Source organism: Bacillus sp. SJZ110, from assembly GCF_006715455.1.
Classification (GTDB): Bacteria; Bacillota; Bacilli; order Bacillales; family Bacillaceae; genus Bacillus; species Bacillus subtilis.
This window is the reverse complement of the sequence record NZ_VFNF01000006.1, coordinates 258,160-276,575: the sequence shown is the minus strand read 5'-3', so window position 1 is coordinate 276,575 and position 18,416 is coordinate 258,160. Positions and strand designations below refer to the sequence as shown.

General features: G+C 44.0%; 17 protein-coding genes and 2 riboswitches. Of the genes, 15 read left to right on the top strand and 2 right to left on the bottom strand.

What is annotated here, in order from left to right; genetic code table 11:
- Positions 1-87: 87 nt before the first annotated feature.
- Positions 88-1,497, bottom strand: coding sequence for a GABA permease (gabP, locus tag FB592_RS17645; protein WP_014479049.1), 1,410 nt, complete (start codon positions 1,495-1,497; stop codon positions 88-90).
- A gap of 37 nt (positions 1,498-1,534) precedes the next feature.
- Positions 1,535-1,822: a hypothetical protein gene (locus FB592_RS17640; RefSeq protein ID WP_032726737.1), complete on the bottom strand. Its 288-nt coding sequence runs from the start codon at positions 1,820-1,822 to the stop codon at positions 1,535-1,537.
- Positions 1,823-1,895: 73 nt separating this feature from the next.
- Between FB592_RS17640 and mneS the strand changes: the two genes are divergently transcribed.
- The 15 genes from mneS to purB all read left to right on the top strand — a co-directional run bounded on the left by mneS (position 1,896) and on the right by purB (position 18,358).
- The gene (mneS, locus tag FB592_RS17635) at positions 1,896-2,768 is read left to right on the top strand and encodes a manganese transporter MneS (RefSeq protein WP_015382984.1); all 873 of its coding nucleotides are present in this window, start codon (positions 1,896-1,898) and stop codon (positions 2,766-2,768) included.
- 150 nt (positions 2,769-2,918) lie between these two features.
- Positions 2,919-3,881: an AAA family ATPase gene (locus tag FB592_RS17630; RefSeq protein WP_069837334.1), complete on the top strand. Its 963-nt coding sequence runs from the start codon at positions 2,919-2,921 to the stop codon at positions 3,879-3,881.
- Entirely contained in the window at positions 3,881-5,077 is a 1,197-nt protein-coding gene (locus FB592_RS17625; protein ID WP_141949892.1) for a DUF58 domain-containing protein, read from the top strand. Before FB592_RS17630 ends, FB592_RS17625 begins: the two co-directional genes overlap by 1 nt.
- 21 nt (positions 5,078-5,098) lie before the next feature.
- Complete coding sequence (locus tag FB592_RS17620; protein WP_141949889.1) at positions 5,099-7,312, top strand: DUF4129 domain-containing transglutaminase family protein; 2,214 nt, start codon at positions 5,099-5,101, stop codon at positions 7,310-7,312.
- A gap of 162 nt (positions 7,313-7,474) precedes the next feature.
- Positions 7,475-9,016 carry a glutamine-hydrolyzing GMP synthase gene (gene guaA, locus FB592_RS17615; protein ID WP_003233970.1) on the top strand — a complete coding sequence of 514 codons (1,542 nt, stop codon included), beginning with the start codon at positions 7,475-7,477 and terminating at the stop codon, positions 9,014-9,016.
- A 110-nt stretch (positions 9,017-9,126) separates the two neighbouring features.
- Entirely contained in the window at positions 9,127-9,660 is a 534-nt protein-coding gene (locus tag FB592_RS17610; RefSeq protein ID WP_017695646.1) for a sigma-70 family RNA polymerase sigma factor, read from the top strand.
- Positions 9,642-11,108: a DUF4179 domain-containing protein gene (locus tag FB592_RS17605; protein WP_141949887.1), complete on the top strand. Its 1,467-nt coding sequence runs from the start codon at positions 9,642-9,644 to the stop codon at positions 11,106-11,108. The genes FB592_RS17610 and FB592_RS17605 overlap by 19 nt, the downstream gene beginning before the upstream one ends.
- Positions 11,109-11,255: 147 nt before the next feature.
- A riboswitch (purine riboswitch) is annotated at positions 11,256-11,357 on the top strand.
- A 135-nt stretch (positions 11,358-11,492) separates the two neighbouring features.
- Positions 11,493-12,815: a hypoxanthine/guanine permease PbuG gene (pbuG, locus tag FB592_RS17600; protein ID WP_038827726.1), complete on the top strand. Its 1,323-nt coding sequence runs from the start codon at positions 11,493-11,495 to the stop codon at positions 12,813-12,815.
- Positions 12,816-13,025: 210 nt separating this feature from the next.
- Positions 13,026-13,829 carry a hypothetical protein gene (locus FB592_RS17595; protein WP_070548651.1) on the top strand — a complete coding sequence of 268 codons (804 nt, stop codon included), beginning with the start codon at positions 13,026-13,028 and terminating at the stop codon, positions 13,827-13,829.
- A 158-nt stretch (positions 13,830-13,987) separates the two neighbouring features.
- Positions 13,988-14,155, top strand: coding sequence for a Fur-regulated basic protein FbpA (locus FB592_RS17590; protein ID WP_003244066.1), 168 nt, complete (start codon positions 13,988-13,990; stop codon positions 14,153-14,155).
- A 213-nt stretch (positions 14,156-14,368) separates the two neighbouring features.
- Entirely contained in the window at positions 14,369-14,923 is a 555-nt protein-coding gene (locus tag FB592_RS17585) for a DUF2179 domain-containing protein (protein ID WP_015482896.1), read from the top strand.
- Positions 14,923-15,120 (top strand): NETI motif-containing protein, encoded by a 198-nt coding sequence (locus FB592_RS17580; RefSeq protein WP_003219403.1) that lies wholly within the window; start codon positions 14,923-14,925, stop codon positions 15,118-15,120. Before FB592_RS17585 ends, FB592_RS17580 begins: the two co-directional genes overlap by 1 nt.
- A gap of 79 nt (positions 15,121-15,199) precedes the next feature.
- A riboswitch (purine riboswitch) is annotated at positions 15,200-15,301 on the top strand.
- 141 nt (positions 15,302-15,442) lie between these two features.
- Positions 15,443-15,931, top strand: coding sequence for a 5-(carboxyamino)imidazole ribonucleotide mutase (gene purE / locus FB592_RS17575; RefSeq protein WP_003244134.1), 489 nt, complete (start codon positions 15,443-15,445; stop codon positions 15,929-15,931).
- Positions 15,924-17,066: a 5-(carboxyamino)imidazole ribonucleotide synthase gene (purK, locus tag FB592_RS17570; RefSeq protein WP_141949885.1), complete on the top strand. Its 1,143-nt coding sequence runs from the start codon at positions 15,924-15,926 to the stop codon at positions 17,064-17,066. Before purE ends, purK begins: the two co-directional genes overlap by 8 nt.
- Entirely contained in the window at positions 17,063-18,358 is a 1,296-nt protein-coding gene (gene purB, locus FB592_RS17565; RefSeq protein WP_003233955.1) for an adenylosuccinate lyase, read from the top strand. Before purK ends, purB begins: the two co-directional genes overlap by 4 nt.
- The last annotated feature ends 58 nt before the right edge of the window (positions 18,359-18,416 follow it).

Sequence of the window (18,416 nt, the reverse complement as noted above, 5' to 3'; positions counted from 1 at the left end):
GGTTACAAAAAATCTTCGTGCTGCAGACCGTCCGAAGAAGAAAATAACAAAATCCTAAACGGCAGGCCGTTTAGGATTTGATCAGCATTAAGGCAGGATATCGGGCTGCTGCTGTGTGACTGGGTTGGCAGCCGCTTTCTCGCTCACCTTGCGTTTTCTGAACACAAGGTAAGAAATCAGAACGATTCCCGTGATGACGCCTGTCAGCAGCAGCTCGTCTCTCATGGAATCAATAAACGCCATGGACACTAAAATTCCGCAAATGGCGAGGATGGTCAAGTAGGTTAGGAAAGGGAAGAGCCACATTTTGATCTTCAATGCTTCTGGGTTTGTTTTTTCGAGTTTTTTCCGCATTTTCAGCTGGGAAACTGCGATGACAAGATAGACGAGTAAAGCGATTGCGCCTGATGAGTTGACTAAGAATAAAAAGACGGTATCCGGTGAAAAATAGTTCATTACGACCGCGATATAAGAGAAAAATGTCCCGGCCACAATGGCTTGTACGGGAACGCCTTTTTTGCTCAATTTCATAAAACGGCGCGGCGCTTCGTTTCTTTCTGCAAGTGAATACAGCATTCTGGATGTGGTGTACAAACCTGAATTCAGGCAAGAGAGTACGGCTGTGAGGACGATAAAGTTCATAATCTGTGCGGCTGCGGGCACTCCTATATGCTCAAGTACAGCGACGAAAGGGCTTTCTAAAATATTTGCTGAATTCCATGGCAACAGCGCTACGACAATGGCGATTGAGCCCACGTAAAAGACTATGATGCGCCATACAACGGATCTGGTGGCTTTTGTCACAGATTCGATCGGGTTGGATGTTTCCCCTGCTGCAATGGCAACGATTTCAGTTCCCATAAAAGAGAAGATGACAACGACAATGCCGAGCAATACGGAGCTGATGCCCTCCGGGAAAAATCCGCCTTTGCCTGTAAGATTCGAAAAACCGACTGGCTCACTGCCCGGTGCAAAGCCAAAAATAAAGGCAAAACCAACGATTAGAAAAGCAATGATAGTCACAACTTTAATGAGGGAGAACCAATATTCAAACTCACCGAAAGACTTAACGGAGTAGACGTTTGTCAGGGTGAGCACAATGGTCAAGATCAAACTTGTCAGCCACAGCGGAATATCATGGAACCAGTATTGAATAATGCCAGCACCGGCAATGGCTTCGATCGCGATGACGATCACCCAGAAAAACCAGTACAGCCAGCCGATTGTAAATCCTGCCCACGGTCCGATGGCGTCGTGAGCGTATTGAGAAAACGATCCGCTCGTCGGGTTTACGGCAGACATCTCACCGAGCATTCTCATAATAAAAATCACCAATAATCCGGCTAACGCGTAAGAAACAACGGCACCCGGACCGGTCGAGTGAATCACTGAACCGCTGCCTACAAATAGGCCGGCTCCGATTACACCGGCAATCGAAATCATTGTCATATGGCGGGTCTTTAATTCCTTTTTTAATCCTGATTGAGATTGGTTCATAAGTTACCTCCTTTTAAAATGCAATCATTACTGAATATTATGATAATTGAAACTCTATCATAAATATACAGTTTGTCGAAAATTCGTGTAAGAAAATATACCAGCTTATTTCAAATTTGTAGTGTTTTGTTTGCGCTTTCAGCGAATGTGTGGAAAAAATGTTTCGTTTTTTATTTGCTGTGTGATTTTGTGTACTATTTACAATTCGATAGAATGCGAGAAGCGCTGGTGTCATTGGATCTGATGGGCTTTTTGGCGGAGCAAATAAATTGGATGAGAGAAAAAGTGTTCCATCGTCACTATTTTTCTGTGGCGGGTGAATCATGTTTCTGTAGACTCACTGCGGATCAGCTTTGTAAGATAATAATAGGAAAATGTGAGCGGGGAGGAGGTTTTGTATGGAGAGATATGATGAACTGAAAAAGGGAGAATCCGGAGCGCTGGTCAGCATTGCCGCGTATCTAGTTCTTTCCGCAATTAAACTGATCATCGGTTATCTTTTTCACTCGGAAGCACTTACGGCAGACGGGTTAAATAACACAACTGACATTATTGCTTCTGTTGCTGTGCTGATTGGCCTGCGCATCTCTCAAAAGCCTCCTGACGAAGATCATCCATACGGCCACTTTCGAGCGGAAACGATTGCATCGCTTATCGCATCGTTTATTATGATGGTTGTCGGCCTGCAAGTGCTGTTCAGCGCCGGAGAATCTATTTTTTCTGCTAAACAAGAGACGCCGGATATGATTGCGGCTTGGACGGCAGCGGGCGGGGCAGTCCTGATGCTGATCGTTTACCGGTACAATAAAAGGCTGGCCAAAAAGGTGAAGAGCCAGGCGCTCCTTGCTGCGGCTGCTGATAATAAATCAGACGCATTCGTCAGTATCGGCACATTTATCGGCATTGTGGCTGCTCAATTCCATCTTGCTTGGATTGATACGGTCACTGCGTTTGTGATCGGTCTGCTTATTTGCAAGACCGCATGGGATATCTTTAAAGAGTCATCTCACTCTTTGACAGATGGATTCGACATAAAGGACATTTCCGCTTATAAACAGACAATCGAAAAAATCTCCGGTGTGAGCCGTTTAAAAGACATAAAAGCAAGATACTTGGGCAGTACGGTTCATGTTGATGTGGTGGTTGAGGTATCGGCAGATTTAAATATTACGGAAAGCCACGATATAGCCAATGAAATTGAGCGGAGAATGAAGGAGGAGCATGCGATTGATTATTCGCATGTTCATATGGAGCCTTTAGAACACAAATAATTGAGCTTCCTGCCACAGGAAGCTTTTTTGTGTGTTTTGGCCAGCTTTATTGGAAACAATTTGCTAGAATCGTTTTTTTATACAGATTGCTTTTTGTGGTAAAGTTAGGTTACATTATGATGAATTTTGTAGATGATTAGGAGGAAAAGAATGGCATATCAAGAAGACCTGCATCCTTTGCTGGGGAAAGCAGTTGAACATATTAATAGAGTAATGGTTGGAAAACGAGACATCGCCATACTCAGCTTAGCAGCCCTTCTTGCCAAAGGGCATGTGCTGCTTGAGGATGTACCCGGAGTCGGAAAAACGATGATGGTCCGCGCGCTGGCAAAGTCAATCGGCGCTGATTTCAAAAGAATCCAATTCACTCCGGATTTGCTGCCATCTGATGTAACAGGGGTATCTATCTATAATGCGAAAACGATGGAATTTGAATATCGTCCCGGCCCGATTATGGGAAATATCGTGCTGGCCGATGAAATCAACCGTACCTCTCCGAAGACACAGTCGGCTTTGCTCGAAGCGATGGAAGAGGGGAGCGTCACGGTAGATGGCCATACGATGCAGCTTGCCGATCCGTTTTTTGTGATGGCAACGCAAAACCCGGTCGAATATGAAGGAACCTATCCTTTGCCGGAAGCCCAGCTTGACAGGTTTTTATTCAAACTTCGGATGGGTTATCCGTCCTTTAATGAAGAGCTTGACGTCTTATCTCTTCAGGAAAAAAGCCATCCGATTGAGACGCTTGAGCCGATTATTGCAAAAGAAGACTTCATCCGTTTACAGCGGGAAGTGCAAAATGTCCGTGCTGATGACAGCATTAAGGAATATATCGTTGAAATCGTGCAGAAAACGAGACAGCATCCTTCTGTTCAATTAGGCGTCAGTCCGCGCGGCTCAATCGCCCTCATGAAAGCGGCACAGGCATACGCACTGCTGCATCATCGCGACTATGTCATACCGGATGATATTCAATATTTAGCTCCTTTCACGCTGCCGCACCGGATGATGCTTCATCCTGAGGCAAAATTTGAAGGGATTCAGGCAGAAGCGATCGTAAGGGAGATCATGTCAGCTGTGAAGGTGCCGGTTCAAAGGTCGTCGGTCCGCTGATGAATAAGAAATGGCAATGGCTCGTATATGGTTGGAAGCTGATTATATTAACTTTATTGACGGCTGCTGTTTTTTCTTATGCGATGTTTCAGGGCGGCTTTGTCAGCTGGTTTTTGTTTTACGCGTTTCTCCCTTTTGTCTTGTATGCCGGGCTGCTGGCCTTGTATCCGCTCCGTTCTTTTCAGGCTTCAAGGCAAATGGATAAAACACAATTGCATGCGGGGGACAGGCTGGGTGTAACGGTTACGCTGAGAAGAAAGCTGCCATTTCCCCTGATGTATATGGTGATTGAAGATTGCCTGCCAGAAGGTATCGAGTCATTAAATCGAGACGGAGCCGCGGCCAAACGGCTCGTTTTTCCTTGGTTTAAACGGAGCATGACGATGTCGTATGAATTAGCTCGGGTACCGCGCGGAGAGCATCACTTTCATTCTGTCAGGGTGCGAACCGGGGATGTTCTTGGCTTGATTGAAAAAACTGCATTTTTTGAGCTGGATGATACCCTGTTTGTTTATCCATTCTATCAGCGTTTTTCCTATCAGGTGAATGAGAGGCATCAGGAAGACGGTGTAAGTGGTTCTTCTCCTATTCATCAGCACCATTCCTCAGTCGCAGCAAGTGTGCGGAATTATCAGCCGGGAGACCGGTTTGCTGCGTTAGATTGGAAGACATCTGCACGGCGGAGCCAGCTGATGACGAAGGAATTTGAGCCTTCTCGCAGCAAAAATCTGTTTCTGCTGATGGACCGTTTTTCCTTAGACGCATTCGAAGAGGTCGTTTCAGTGACAGCTTCGATTCTTCATTCTGTTTTAAAAAACGGCGCGGGCGCTGGCCTGGCTTCCATCGGGAAGGAAAAAAACATTTTCCCTATTCAGGAAGGGGATCAGCATTTTAAGCACATGCTTCGGCATTTAGCCATCGCTCATTGTGATGCGGCAGACCCGATAAGCCGATATGCACGGGAAGAGCTGGGAAAGCCATCTGTTCGCCAAGCTGATCAAGTTGTTGTCACGGGACAGTTAACGGAAGATATGCTGCACCTCGCAGAAATAGGAGGCGGCCGGGTTACGGTGATACTGGCAAAAGAGAAAGATGCTGAGCTCTCTCAAGCTGAAAATGCCATGATTGAACGCATGATGAAACGCCAAATCAGAGTTCGGGTCATGAGGGGCGGGCGAGTTTCGCGTGTTGTTTAGAAAGAGAGGTGACTGGTTCACATGCCGCACGATGATCACAAGGGAAGCCGTTTGAGCTTGCTGTTATTTTATTTTCTGGCTTTTTTATTGCTGTGGGAGTGGCTCAGACCGCTTGACAGTTTTACTGAAACGAAACATACAGGCTTTTTTAGTGTCTTTATCGGTTTGACGTTTCTGCTGACTTTTTTCAGGATGAGGTGGTTTGTCACCGTTCCTTTTTGTGTCATATTTACATTGATCTCGATACACATCCTGTTTTATCAAGGATCTATATTCGACTTGAGCTGGGTCAGCTCTTTTTTGCAGGATGTCTATCTGAATATCACGCTGATTCAATCTGGGCAATGGAATGACATGATTCCTTCATTTCGGACCCTGCTGTTTTTTGTGCTGCTGTGGCTGCTGGTCTATCTCCTGCATTATTGGGTGATTTACCAGAGAAGAATTTTGTTTTTCTTTTTGATGACAGTAGCGTATATTACGATTCTTGATACCTTTACGCCATATGATGCCACTTTTGCCGTCATCCGTATCGTGCTGATCGGCTTCTTTATGCTGGGCCTTTTATACTTGGAACGCATTAAGCTGATGGAAAGAATCACACTGCCAAAAACATCTGTCCTGAAATGGTTTCTTCCTTTATCTGTATTGGTTTTGGCTGCAACGGGATTCGGACTCGCCGCTCCAAAATCAGAGCCGGCCTGGCCTGATCCGGTGCCTTTTCTTAAAAAAATCACTCATCAAGACCGCGTGTCTGCAGGGGAAAGCAAAATCGGATACGGGAATCATGATGAATCACTCGGCGGCCCGTTCCAGCAGGATGCTACACCTGTTTTTACATGGCAGGGAAAAGAGCGTACGTATTTCCGTGTGGAAACGAAGGACACGTATACCGGAAAAGGCTGGATTGAAACAGACACAGGCATGTCGTATCAGCTTAGCAATGGAAAAGTTGAAAATCTGTGGTTTGACCATAAGGTTGCGACAGAGCGCCGCACCGTCCGTGTAAAAGTCGATAAGCACTACGGGTATAATCATCTGATGTATCCGATTGGTGCGGAAACCATTCAGCCAAAGCAGGCTGTCTCACTTGAAATGAACGGCAACACGGAGCAAATTTCTCCGATCAGTGAACAAGCCGGTGAAATCAGAAATATGGGGAATTATACAGTAACGTACAATTCCCCGGTCTATAAGCTGGATGAACTGAGAAAGGTAAAAGTGAGAAAAAACAGTGAGGAGTACACATTCAGCGATCGCTACATGCAGCTTCCAGATTCACTGCCAGAGCGGGTGAGAACCCTTGCGATCAAACTGACTCAGGATCACGACAATATGTTTGATAAGGTGAAAGCGGTTGAGGACTATTTAGGGTCAAATGCGTTCACCTATGAAACAGAAAACGTGACCATTCCTAAGAATGATGAAGATTATGTCGATCAATTTCTCTTTGAAACGAAAATGGGTTATTGTGATAACTTTTCTTCCGCCATGGTGGTGCTCTTGCGCTCGGCCGGCATTCCGGCCCGCTGGGTAAAGGGTTATACGTCCGGCGAATACAAAGAAGCAGGGAACAAAAATGGCAGCATTTACGAAGTGACAAATAACAATGCCCATTCCTGGGTAGAGGTGTATTTCCCGGAACAGGGCTGGGTTACATTTGAGCCGACTAAAGGGTTTACAAATCCGGCTGAATTTACTTCTTCTGACACAAAGGACTCCGGCAGCGATAACAGCAGCTCGCCGAAGAAAGCAAAAGAGAAACAGAAAGAAGAGAAAAAACAGCCGCAAAAAGAAGAAAAACAAAAGGAAAAACGGGAGCCAGCTGTTTCTAAAAAGCCGTCCGCTTCACATACTAATGCAGGTGCGGGCTTGTATGCAGCGCTTGCGGTTCTTGCAGTCCTCCTGGTGGCAGCTGTATTGCTGTATGTTTTCCGCTCGTTATGGATTCCTGTTTTCGCCGTGAGGAAATTGAAGCGGCGCAGCGATCAGCACGCGTTTTTTGAGGCATATGACGCGCTGCTGAAACAACTGAAGAGAAAAGGGCTGCCGAAACGAGGCAGTGAAACGCTGCGTGATTATGCAAAACGAATCGATGAAAAATACGACATAGAAGACATGTCAAAGCTGACATTAAGCTATGAAAGGGCGCTTTACAGAAATGAAGATTCTTCAGCGCTTTGGAATGATTCCAGAGAGTTATGGGAAAATTTAATTAAAAGAAGATGGTCTTGACCGCTTATCAACGTGTTGTTAGAATTAGTGAATATTATCGGAGTCTGGGAGCGAGTTGGCCTGACTCCGGCAAACGGCCTTGCCAAAGAGGGCGGAGCGAGCTTCATATCTGTCCTCGTTTTTTTCTGTGTCAAAAAACTTAGAGGAGATTAGGTGACAACCATGACAAAGTTAGTGAATGAAATGATTCTTGTCCTTGATTTCGGCAGTCAGTATAACCAGCTGATTACACGCCGTATCCGTGAATTCGGTGTTTACAGCGAGCTGCATCCACATACATTGACGGCTGAAGAAATTAAAAAAATGAATCCAAAAGGAATTATTTTATCCGGCGGTCCAAACAGTGTGTATGATGAAAACTCTTTCCGCTGTGACGAGAAAATCTTCGAGCTTGATATTCCTGTTTTGGGAATTTGCTACGGCATGCAGTTGATGACTCATTACCTTGGCGGTAAAGTTGAAGCAGCAAGCCAGCGTGAATACGGAAAAGCAAATATCCGCATCGAAGGCACACCTGATTTGTTCAAAGATCTTCCAAATGAACAAGTGGTTTGGATGAGCCACGGTGATTTGGTTGTAGAAGTTCCTGAAGGCTTCACTGTTGACGCGACAAGCCATCACTGCCCGAACTCAGCAATGAGCAAAGCGGACAAAAAATGGTACGGCGTTCAGTTCCACCCGGAAGTGCGCCACTCTGAATACGGCAATGATCTTCTGAAAAACTTTGTATTCGGTGTTTGCGAATGCGAAGGCGAATGGTCAATGGAGAACTTTATCGAAATCGAAATGCAAAAAATCCGTGAAACGGTCGGAGACAAACAGGTTCTTTGCGCGCTAAGCGGCGGCGTTGATTCCTCTGTTGTTGCTGTTTTGATTCATAAAGCGATCGGCGACCAGCTGACTTGTATCTTTGTAGACCATGGTCTTCTCCGTAAAGGCGAAGCTGAGGGTGTTATGAAAACATTCAGCGAAGGCTTTAACATGAATGTGATTAAAGTAGACGCAAAAGATCGATTCTTAAACAAACTAAAAGGCGTTTCTGATCCTGAACAAAAACGCAAAATCATCGGTAATGAATTCATTTACGTGTTTGATGATGAAGCGGACAAGCTCAAAGGCATCGACTACCTTGCACAAGGTACGCTTTACACAGATATCATCGAGAGCGGTACAGCAACGGCGCAAACGATCAAATCTCACCACAATGTCGGCGGACTTCCTGAAGACATGCAGTTTGAGCTGATCGAGCCGTTAAACACGCTCTTCAAAGACGAAGTGCGCGCGCTTGGCACAGAGCTCGGCATTCCGGATGAAATCGTATGGCGTCAGCCGTTCCCAGGACCGGGCCTCGGAATCCGTGTTCTTGGCGAAGTAACAGAAGAAAAACTGGAAATCGTTCGTGAATCAGATGCAATCTTGCGTGAAGAAATTGCAAATCACGGCTTAGAGCGTGATATCTGGCAATACTTCACTGTTCTTCCTGACATCCGCAGCGTTGGTGTTATGGGTGACGCAAGAACATATGATTACACAATCGGAATCCGTGCCGTTACATCAATCGACGGCATGACATCTGACTGGGCGCGTATCCCGTGGGATGTGCTTGAAGTCATTTCGACACGTATCGTAAACGAAGTGAAGCACATTAACCGCGTGGTGTACGATATTACAAGTAAGCCGCCTGCGACGATTGAGTGGGAATAAGTAAATAACAATGAGAAAAACGTCCCTTTTTCAAAAGGGGCGTTTTTTTTGTTAACTTTTTGAAACCGTTTCGACAATTTTTGTATCTAACAACATAGGAGGTGGATAAGGTGAAGGAAGAAAGATTGATTACAAAGGCGAGAAAAGGAAATGCTCGGGCCTTTGAAAAGCTTATGCTGGCACATCAGGAGACTTTATATAAAACCGCTTATCTCTATTTAAGAAATAAAGAAGATGCACTTGATGCTGTACAGGAAACAGCTTATAAAGCTTTTATCAGTATAGAAAAACTAAAAGAGCCAAAGTATTTTTTAACGTGGCTTACTCGAATATTGATTCATACCATTTTTGCCATGAATAAAAAGAAAGGAGATTTGGTTCCGTTTGAGAAACATCATGATGCTGGAACTAATCAAGCAAATATTGAGGAATACATAGACTTGCGAAATGCGATTGATTTACTTGATGAACATGTTCAGCTCACGATTCAGCTCTATTATTTTCAAGATTATTCAATATCAATGATAGCTGAACAAACAGGTATGGCAGAAGGCACAATTAAAACACATTTACATAGAGCGAGAAAAGCATTGAAACAGGAGCTGGAAAAGGAGGATCAAAACAAATGGACAAACACCAAGTGAAGCAGATGTATGATGACATAGCAGTGCCAAAGAAAGCACTCAAAAAGGCAATACATCAAGCTGTCGTTCGGGCTGAAAATGAAAGTAACACAAGGCGCCGTTTTAAATGGGCACGAACTATTACAAATGGAATGGCTATTGCTGCTGTGGTAGGTATACTGTATTTAACGTCCGGTCTTTTTCTGCCTTCTGTAAACAAAGCGATGGGGAGCATACCCATTGTCGGCCAAATTTATAAGGAGTTTCAAGATAAAGTTGGTCTATCATTGTTTAAAAGCAATCTGGTCACAGCTTTGAATGAAAAAGCTGAGTCAAGGGGAATCACTGTTTCGGTAAACAGCTCGTATTACGATGCCGGGCAGCTTGTGTATAACTTTACTGTTGATAACCTCCAGTCTGATGAAAAAGAGCTCAGTTATAATGTGAGTAAAGCGAGTTTTAACAATAATTTTTCAATCAACTACGATTCCTTAATGCTCAAAAAATTAAATAACAAACAATATGCTGGTCAATTAAGGCTTTATACAAAAGGGACAGAAATAAAAAATGGGGATACCGTGCCTTTTGTGATTACTCATATCAATGAAATACAGGGAAATTGGAGATTCAAACTGCCTATTACCAAAAAGAATGCGAGTTATTTAGAAAGCTCAAAAGTGGTATCAGTGCTTAACAATCATTATCAATTTTCCAATATTCAATTGGAGAACGGAAAGCTCGGATCTGTCCTTCAATTTACAATCGATTATCAAGGCGTAGCAAAGCATGATACGGTTGAAATTAACGAAGTCAAAGATGATTTAGGAAACACATATGAGATGACAGCGTCAAACATCCAACTTGGAGACCGCAAAAAAGTAAACGAGAGAACGGTTAGAGCAAAAGGACAAACACAGTTAGAATCACCAATTAATCCAAAAGCGAAAAAGCTAACATTAATAGCTGATATTAAATCTGAGGCAGAGGGCAGTGAAATTGTCCCGTTAAATGCAGAGATGCCATTTCATGTTTCAGAAACAAACCATCAAAACATAGGGATTGAAATCAACAACATTAACCAAAAAGGAAAGAAAGTATTGGTTCATTACCATTTCACTGGAATTGATACCTCAAGCGTGGACGAAAATAAATTAGTGAATATCGGTGAAACGATTGGCCTTGGTGATATAAAAAAAATGCAATCTTGGCCTGATCCAGTAGGTGATTATGAAGAAGGTTATTATTTGAAAGGAAATATTGCTAAAGTGAAAAATATGAAAACAGCCGAAATGGTATCTACTTTTGAGCTGGATGATGATTATAATGATAAGCTGTCTTTAAAGCATTTTGAGTTTAATGAATACGGTCTGTATATTGATAACGGTGTTTTAAATCACCTGATTCAACTAAAGCCAATCTCGTTTACTGTACCAGTGCATCAGGTGAGTCAGCCTACCGAAAAAAAATAATCATAAGTTGAAAAGCCGTATGTTGCCATACATACGGTTTTTATCATTGTTACCAATTTAGTCAATAGACGAATAAACCAATTTTTTTAATAAGTAATGTTCGTTGTTTATATTGTCAATTCAAAATGAACTTGGTACAATAGACACAGAAATCAAATAAGATGAATTCGTATAATCGCGGGAATATGGCTCGCAAGTCTCTACCAAGCTACCGTAAATGGCTTGACTACGTAAACATTTCTTTCGTTTGATATAAATAAAACACGTTTATTTATTCGAACTGAAATCCGTCTGTAGTCAAGCGTCCCAAAATGTATTGGGGCGTTTTTTATTTGGCGTTTTCAGGACAGAATAAATAGCAAAGAGTGAAGGGAGTCAAATAGCTTGAAAACGTTTTTTCAGTTTGATGAGCTGGGCACCAGCTATCGCAATGAAATCATTGGCGGATTAACGACTTTTTTATCTATGGCATATATTTTGTTCGTCAATCCGATTACGCTTGCTTTGGACAGCGTGAAAGATTTTCCGGAGGCGTTGAGAATTGACCAGGGTGCGGTCTTTACGGCGACAGCGCTGGCGTCTGCAGCAGGCTGTATCTTAATGGGATTAATAGCGAGATATCCGATTGCCATCGCGCCGGGTATGGGGCTGAACGCGTTTTTTGCGTTTTCTGTTGTCCTTGGTATGGGTATTTCATGGCAGGCAGCTTTGTCTGGTGTTTTTATTTCAGGTCTTATTTTCGTTGCTCTTTCTTTAACAGGTTTTCGTGAAAAAATCATCAACGCCATTCCGCCTGAGCTGAAATTGGCAGTCGGTGCGGGGATCGGCCTGTTTATTACATTCGTTGGTTTGCAAGGCTCAGGAATCATTACTGCAAATCCTTCTACGCTCGTCACGATCGGAAACATTCACAGCGGTCCTGTGCTGTTAACGATTTTCGGTGTGATTGTCACGGTTATTTTAATGGTGCTTCGCGTGAACGCAGGCGTGTTTATCGGGATGTTATTAACAGCGGTAGCCGGCATGATTTTCGGTTTGGTTCCGGTTCCGACTCAAATTGTCGGCAGTGTGCCAAGCCTTGCGCCGACTTTCGGACAAGCGTGGATTCACCTCCCGGATATTTTCTCTGTACAAATGCTGATCGTTATTTTAACATTCTTGTTTGTCGGATTTTTTGATACAGCTGGTACACTTGTTGCTGTGGCGACACAAGCTGGTTTAATGAAGGAAAATAAATTGCCGCGTGCGGGCCGTGCGCTTTTAGCTGATTCATCTTCTATTGTGATCGGTGCCGTGCTTGGTACGTCTACAACAACTTCTTATGTGGAATCAAGCTCAGGTGTCGCTGCTGGTGCCCGTTCAGGGTTTGCCGCAATTGTAACAGGGATTCTCTTTTTACTGGCTACGTTTTTCTCGCCGCTCCTATCAGTCGTTACATCAAATGTAACAGCGCCGGCGCTTATTATTGTTGGTGCATTGATGGTGGCGCCGCTTGGCAAAATCGCTTGGGATAAGTTCGAAGTGGCCGTTCCTGCTTTCCTTACCATGATCATGATGCCGTTAACGTACAGCATCGCGACTGGTATTGCCATCGGATTTATTTTCTATCCGATTACAATGGTGTGCAAAGGAAAAGCAAAAGAGGTTCATCCAATCATGTACGGGCTGTTTGTCGTATTTATCCTGTACTTTATCTTCTTAAAATAAGAATTGAAAAACCAGCTGCACCGGCAGCTGGTTTTTTTGTTGCAAAAGATAAAACCATTTCATACGATATACCGTCATGTAGATGTGCCGCCATGCTTTACTTAAATGGAAATGACTTGACTGTTCAGGAAGGCTTCGGTACCTTATATAAGTGTTTTATTTTCTTGCTGAATGGTATTCCGCCGTATTTTTTTGATAGGAGTTGCTGACATGACGGAAGAAAGAAAAGAAACGTTTGAAGAAGAAATTAACCAGAGTGAAAGAATAGATGCAGATGAAGAACCGCTATCGAGAATGTCCAGAAAGGCGAGCCGGCAAAGCAAGCAGAAGCAAAAACAAAAGCAGAAACCGCGCCAGGAACGCGGTGAATCAACTGTTAAAGACAAGCTTGCGTCTGTTTGGGCAGCCATCAACAGATATTGCGGATTTGCGTTCTCGATTTTAAAATCTCCGGCGAAAACTGTCGTAACGGATGGTTTTTCTCATTATAAGTACGGTCTGATTTCAATGCTTATATTCAGTATCATTTTTTCAATTGGGAATTGGTTTCAGTTAAAGGCAAGCTGGAATCGGCCGCTCGGTTTCGGAGAACGCCATCATGCTTTCTATGACGGGTTTTTAGTTGTTCTTGTGTATTTGCTGATCTTTTTCGCGGTAATGGTCTTTGCTATATGGGCTGTCTCCCGCTATATGATGAAGCATAAGGTGACGTTCAGAGAAGCGGCTGCCGTATTGGGTTCATTGCTTGTACCGGTAATTGCTGTTTCAATCCTTTGGCTGATCTTTGCGATCGTAAATATCCCAATGCTGACAGTACTGTTTACGGTGCTGATCTTGTTTTCCATCTTTTTTATCATCGCGCTGTATGTACAGCGTGTGTACCAGGCGGCACAAGATGCACCAATTGATTATATCTATTGTGTATTTGCAGTGGTTGCGATAGCGCTGCTGTTTACGGCAGTGACTTGGCCGTTTATTTCTGAATATTTTACGGCGTCGCTGATTCCGCTTTAATAAAAAAACCGGCTAATCCTAGCCGGTTTTTTTATGTCACACTTTTTACAAATATATCTAAAAAACATAGTTGATTTGTAGGATTAACCCGTGTATGATGGGGAAAATGCTGAAAACGTCCAGCGCAAAAACCTTTATGTTTAAGGAGGATGATGGACATGGCTGATGTACTTCGCCGAGCAATTAACCAAAAGAAGCAATTTTTAAAAACCAAATTACTGCTCTCGGAATTTTATCAAGGAAGAGGGGAACAGCTTGCTGACTACACGCTGAGTGAGCTTGAGAAAGAATACAAGTCCCTTCAGAAAATGAAAAAAGAGATCTGACAATAGATATAAAGAGGTGAGTCTGCTGAAAAGCGGGCTTTTTTGTTTTGATTTTGAAAAGGCGAGAAAGAGGGTAAACTACTACTGTTCAATTCATAAAAGCATGTCGAAATATTTTGCTTAAACTTACGGGCGAAGCTGATTGTAAACGGCTCATTTCTCTAGTAGAATATGAATGCTTTGTGCAAGCTGAAGAGTAGGGGGATGAATAAAATGATGCAAACCATCTTATCAAATGGGATAGCCATGGTTCTCATAATTCTCATTATTAATATTGTCTATGTGTCATTTTTTACGATAAGAATGATTTTAACGCTGAAAGGACAGCGTTATTTAGCGGCCGGCATCAGTACGATTGAAATACTGGTTTATGTGACGGGGCTGAGTCTGGTGCTCGATAACTTAGACCAGATTCAAAATGTGATCGCGTACGCGCTCGGTTACGGTCTTGGCGTAATTGTCGGCATGAAAATAGAAGAAAAATTGGCGCTTGGCTATATTATGGTCAATGTGATTACGAAGGAGCTCGATCTTGATCTTCCGAAGCAGCTCCGTGAAAAAGGCTACGGCGTGACAAATTGGGTGGCAGGCGGACTTGAAGGCGACCGCACAGCCCTTCAGATCCTGACGCCGAGAAAATATGAACTCCAGCTATATGATACGATTAAAACACTTGATTCAAAAGCCTTTATTATTGCGTACGAACCAAAAACAATCCACGGCGGCTTCTGGGTCAAAGCGGTAAAGAAGAGGAGAATTAAAGAATAATGGCAAAGCCGAAGAAGAAAAAGTTTGAAGTGACAGAGCAGCAAACGATCGATGCGGTGCTTCAGCAAATGAAAGAAGAAGGATATCTGCCTGTAAGGCGAATGGAAGAGCCTATTTTTATGGAAAAAAAGGAAAATGGGTCAATTCAGATCGTTCCGTGCGGGAAAAAAATCGTATTTGAAGGGAAATTGATCTAAAACACGAACATTAGTAGAATGAATTTTTGTATCGTTCGATAATATCGTTGACATTATCCATGTCCGTTGTTAAGATAAACATGAAATCAAAACACGACCTCATATAATCTTGGGAATATGGCCCATAAGTTTCTACCCGGCAACCGTAAATTGCCGGACTATGCAGGAAAGTGATCGATAAAACTGACATGGATATATCGCAGAAGCGAACGACTGACGATACATGTACCATGCCCGGTTTGTATTGCTTCCTCATAAGTGCAATGCAGAGCGGGTATTTTTTATTTTCTGAAAACAAAAGCATTAGAAGGTGGGGAACAGAATGCAGCCGCTAGTAGGAATCATCATGGGAAGCACTTCCGATTGGGAGACAATGAAACACGCATGCGACATACTTGACGAACTCAATGTTCCGTACGAAAAAAAGGTCGTTTCCGCTCACCGGACGCCTGATTTCATGTTTGAATATGCTGAAACTGCTAGAGAAAGAGGCATCAAGGTGATTATTGCCGGTGCCGGAGGAGCGGCGCATCTGCCAGGGATGACGGCTGCGAAAACAACACTGCCAGTCATTGGAGTTCCGGTTCAGTCCAAGGCGCTGAACGGAATGGATTCACTTCTTTCCATCGTCCAAATGCCTGGAGGCGTGCCTGTTGCGACAACATCCATCGGCAAAGCGGGTGCTGTGAACGCAGGCCTGTTAGCGGCGCAAATTTTGTCAGCATTTGACGAAGACCTTGCCCGTAAGCTGGATGAGAGAAGAGAAAATACAAAACAGACAGTGTTAGAAAGCAGTGATCAGCTTGTCTAAACAAATCATCTATCCGGGAGCTGTAATCGGCATTATCGGCGGCGGCCAGCTTGGGAAAATGATGGCTGTGTCCGCCAAACAAATGGGGTATAAAGTCGCGGTCGTTGATCCGGTGAAAGATTCGCCGTGCGGGCAGGTTGCGGATGTCGAAATTACCGCTCATTATAATGACCGTGAAGCGATTCGAACATTGGCTGAAATCAGCGATATCATCACATATGAGTTTGAAAACATCGACTATGATGCGCTGCATTGGCTGAAAGATCATGCGTATCTCCCGCAAGGAAGTGAGCTGCTGCTCATTACCCAAAACCGTGAAACAGAGAAAAAAGCAATTCAATCCGCGGGCTGTGAAGTCGCACCGTACAGCATCGTCAAAACAAAGAATGAATTGACACAGGCGGTACAGGAGCTCGGGTTGCCCGCAGTTCTGAAGACATGCCGCGGCGGGTACGACGGCAAAGGCCAATTTGTGATAAAAGAAGAGGCGCAAATGGAGCAGGCAGCTAGTCTGTTAGAACACGGAACTTGCATTCTTGAAAGCTGGGTTTCTTTTAAAATGGAACTGTCGGTGATCGTCGTCAGATCGGTAAACGGTGAAATTTCAACATTTCCGACAGCTGAAAACATTCACCACAACAATATTCTTTTCCAAAGCATCGTGCCCGCACGGGTAGAGAAAGGGATTCAGCAGAAGGCTGCTGATCTCTCGGTTAAGCTTGCAGATGAGCTTAACCTTGTTGGACCGCTTGCTGTTGAGATGTTCCTGACAGAGGACGGAGAGCTTTTGGTCAATGAACTGGCGCCAAGACCGCACAATTCTGGGCATTATACGCTGGACCTTTGCGAGACGAGCCAGTTTGAGCAGCATATCAGAGCGGTATGCGGGCTTCCGCTTGGGAAGACAGATTTGCTGAAGCCGGGCATGATGGTGAACCTTCTCGGCGATGAAGTGAAGCTTGTTGAGGAAGACCCGGAGCTTTTAAAAGAGGCAAAGCTATATATATACGGAAAACATGAAATCAAAAAAGGCCGCAAAATGGGGCATATTACATTTATGAAGCAGCCTGAAGACGAATGGATTCAGGAGATCACAAATAAATGGATGAATAGAGACGGAGGACAAGCAGAATGATCGAACGTTATTCAAGACCTGAGATGTCCGCGATTTGGACGGATGAAAACAGATTTCAAGCATGGCTGGAGGTAGAGATTCTTGCCTGTGAAGCGTGGGCGGAGCTTGGCGTCATTCCGAAAGAAGATGTAAAGGTTATGCGCGAAAACGCATCATTTGACATCAACCGCATTTTAGAAATTGAAAAGGATACGCGCCATGACGTTGTCGCTTTTACACGCGCCGTTTCCGAATCACTGGGCGAAGAAAGAAAATGGGTGCATTACGGCTTAACGTCAACTGACGTTGTTGATACGGCTCTTTCCTACTTATTAAAACAGGCAAACGATATTTTGCTCAAGGATCTTGAGAGATTTGTTGACATTATAAAAGAAAAAGCGAAAGAACATAAATACACAGTCATGATGGGGCGCACGCACGGCGTACACGCTGAGCCTACAACTTTCGGCTTAAAACTTGCGCTTTGGCATGAAGAAATGAAACGTAATCTTGAGCGTTTCAAACAAGCGAAAGCAGGCATCGAGGTTGGAAAGATTTCCGGCGCTGTCGGCACATATGCGAACATTGATCCATTTGTTGAACAATATGTCTGTGAGAAGCTCGGATTGAAAGCAGCACCAATTTCCACTCAAACCCTTCAGCGTGACCGCCATGCTGACTATATGGCAACACTTGCTTTGATCGCGACAAGCATCGAGAAATTTGCTGTGGAAATCCGCGGACTGCAAAAGAGTGAAACACGTGAAGTTGAGGAATTTTTCGCGAAAGGGCAAAAGGGTTCATCTGCAATGCCGCATAAACGAAATCCGATTGGCTCTGAAAACATGACAGGCATGGCGCGCGTGATCCGCGGCTACATGATGACAGCTTACGAAAATGTTCCATTATGGCATGAGCGCGATATTTCTCACTCTTCAGCAGAACGGATTATTCTTCCGGATGCGACAATTGCGCTGAACTACATGCTGAACCGCTTCTCCAACATCGTGAAGAACTTAACGGTCTTCCCGGAAAACATGAAGCGCAACATGGACCGCACACTCGGCCTTATCTACTCTCAGCGCGTGCTGCTTGCTTTGATTGACACAGGCCTGACTCGTGAAGAAGCCTATGATACAGTGCAGCCGAAGGCAATGGAAGCGTGGGAAAAACAAGTGCCGTTCCGCGAGCTTGTGGAAGCGGAAGAGAAAATCACGTCACGTCTTTCTCCGGAAAAAATTGCTGACTGCTTTGATTACAATTACCATCTGAAAAATGTTGATCTGATCTTTGAACGTTTAGGTTTGGCATAGAAGAAGCTTTTAGCGGCTTCTTCTAAGCCGCCGCAGTTTGAAAATTCCCAACATTCGG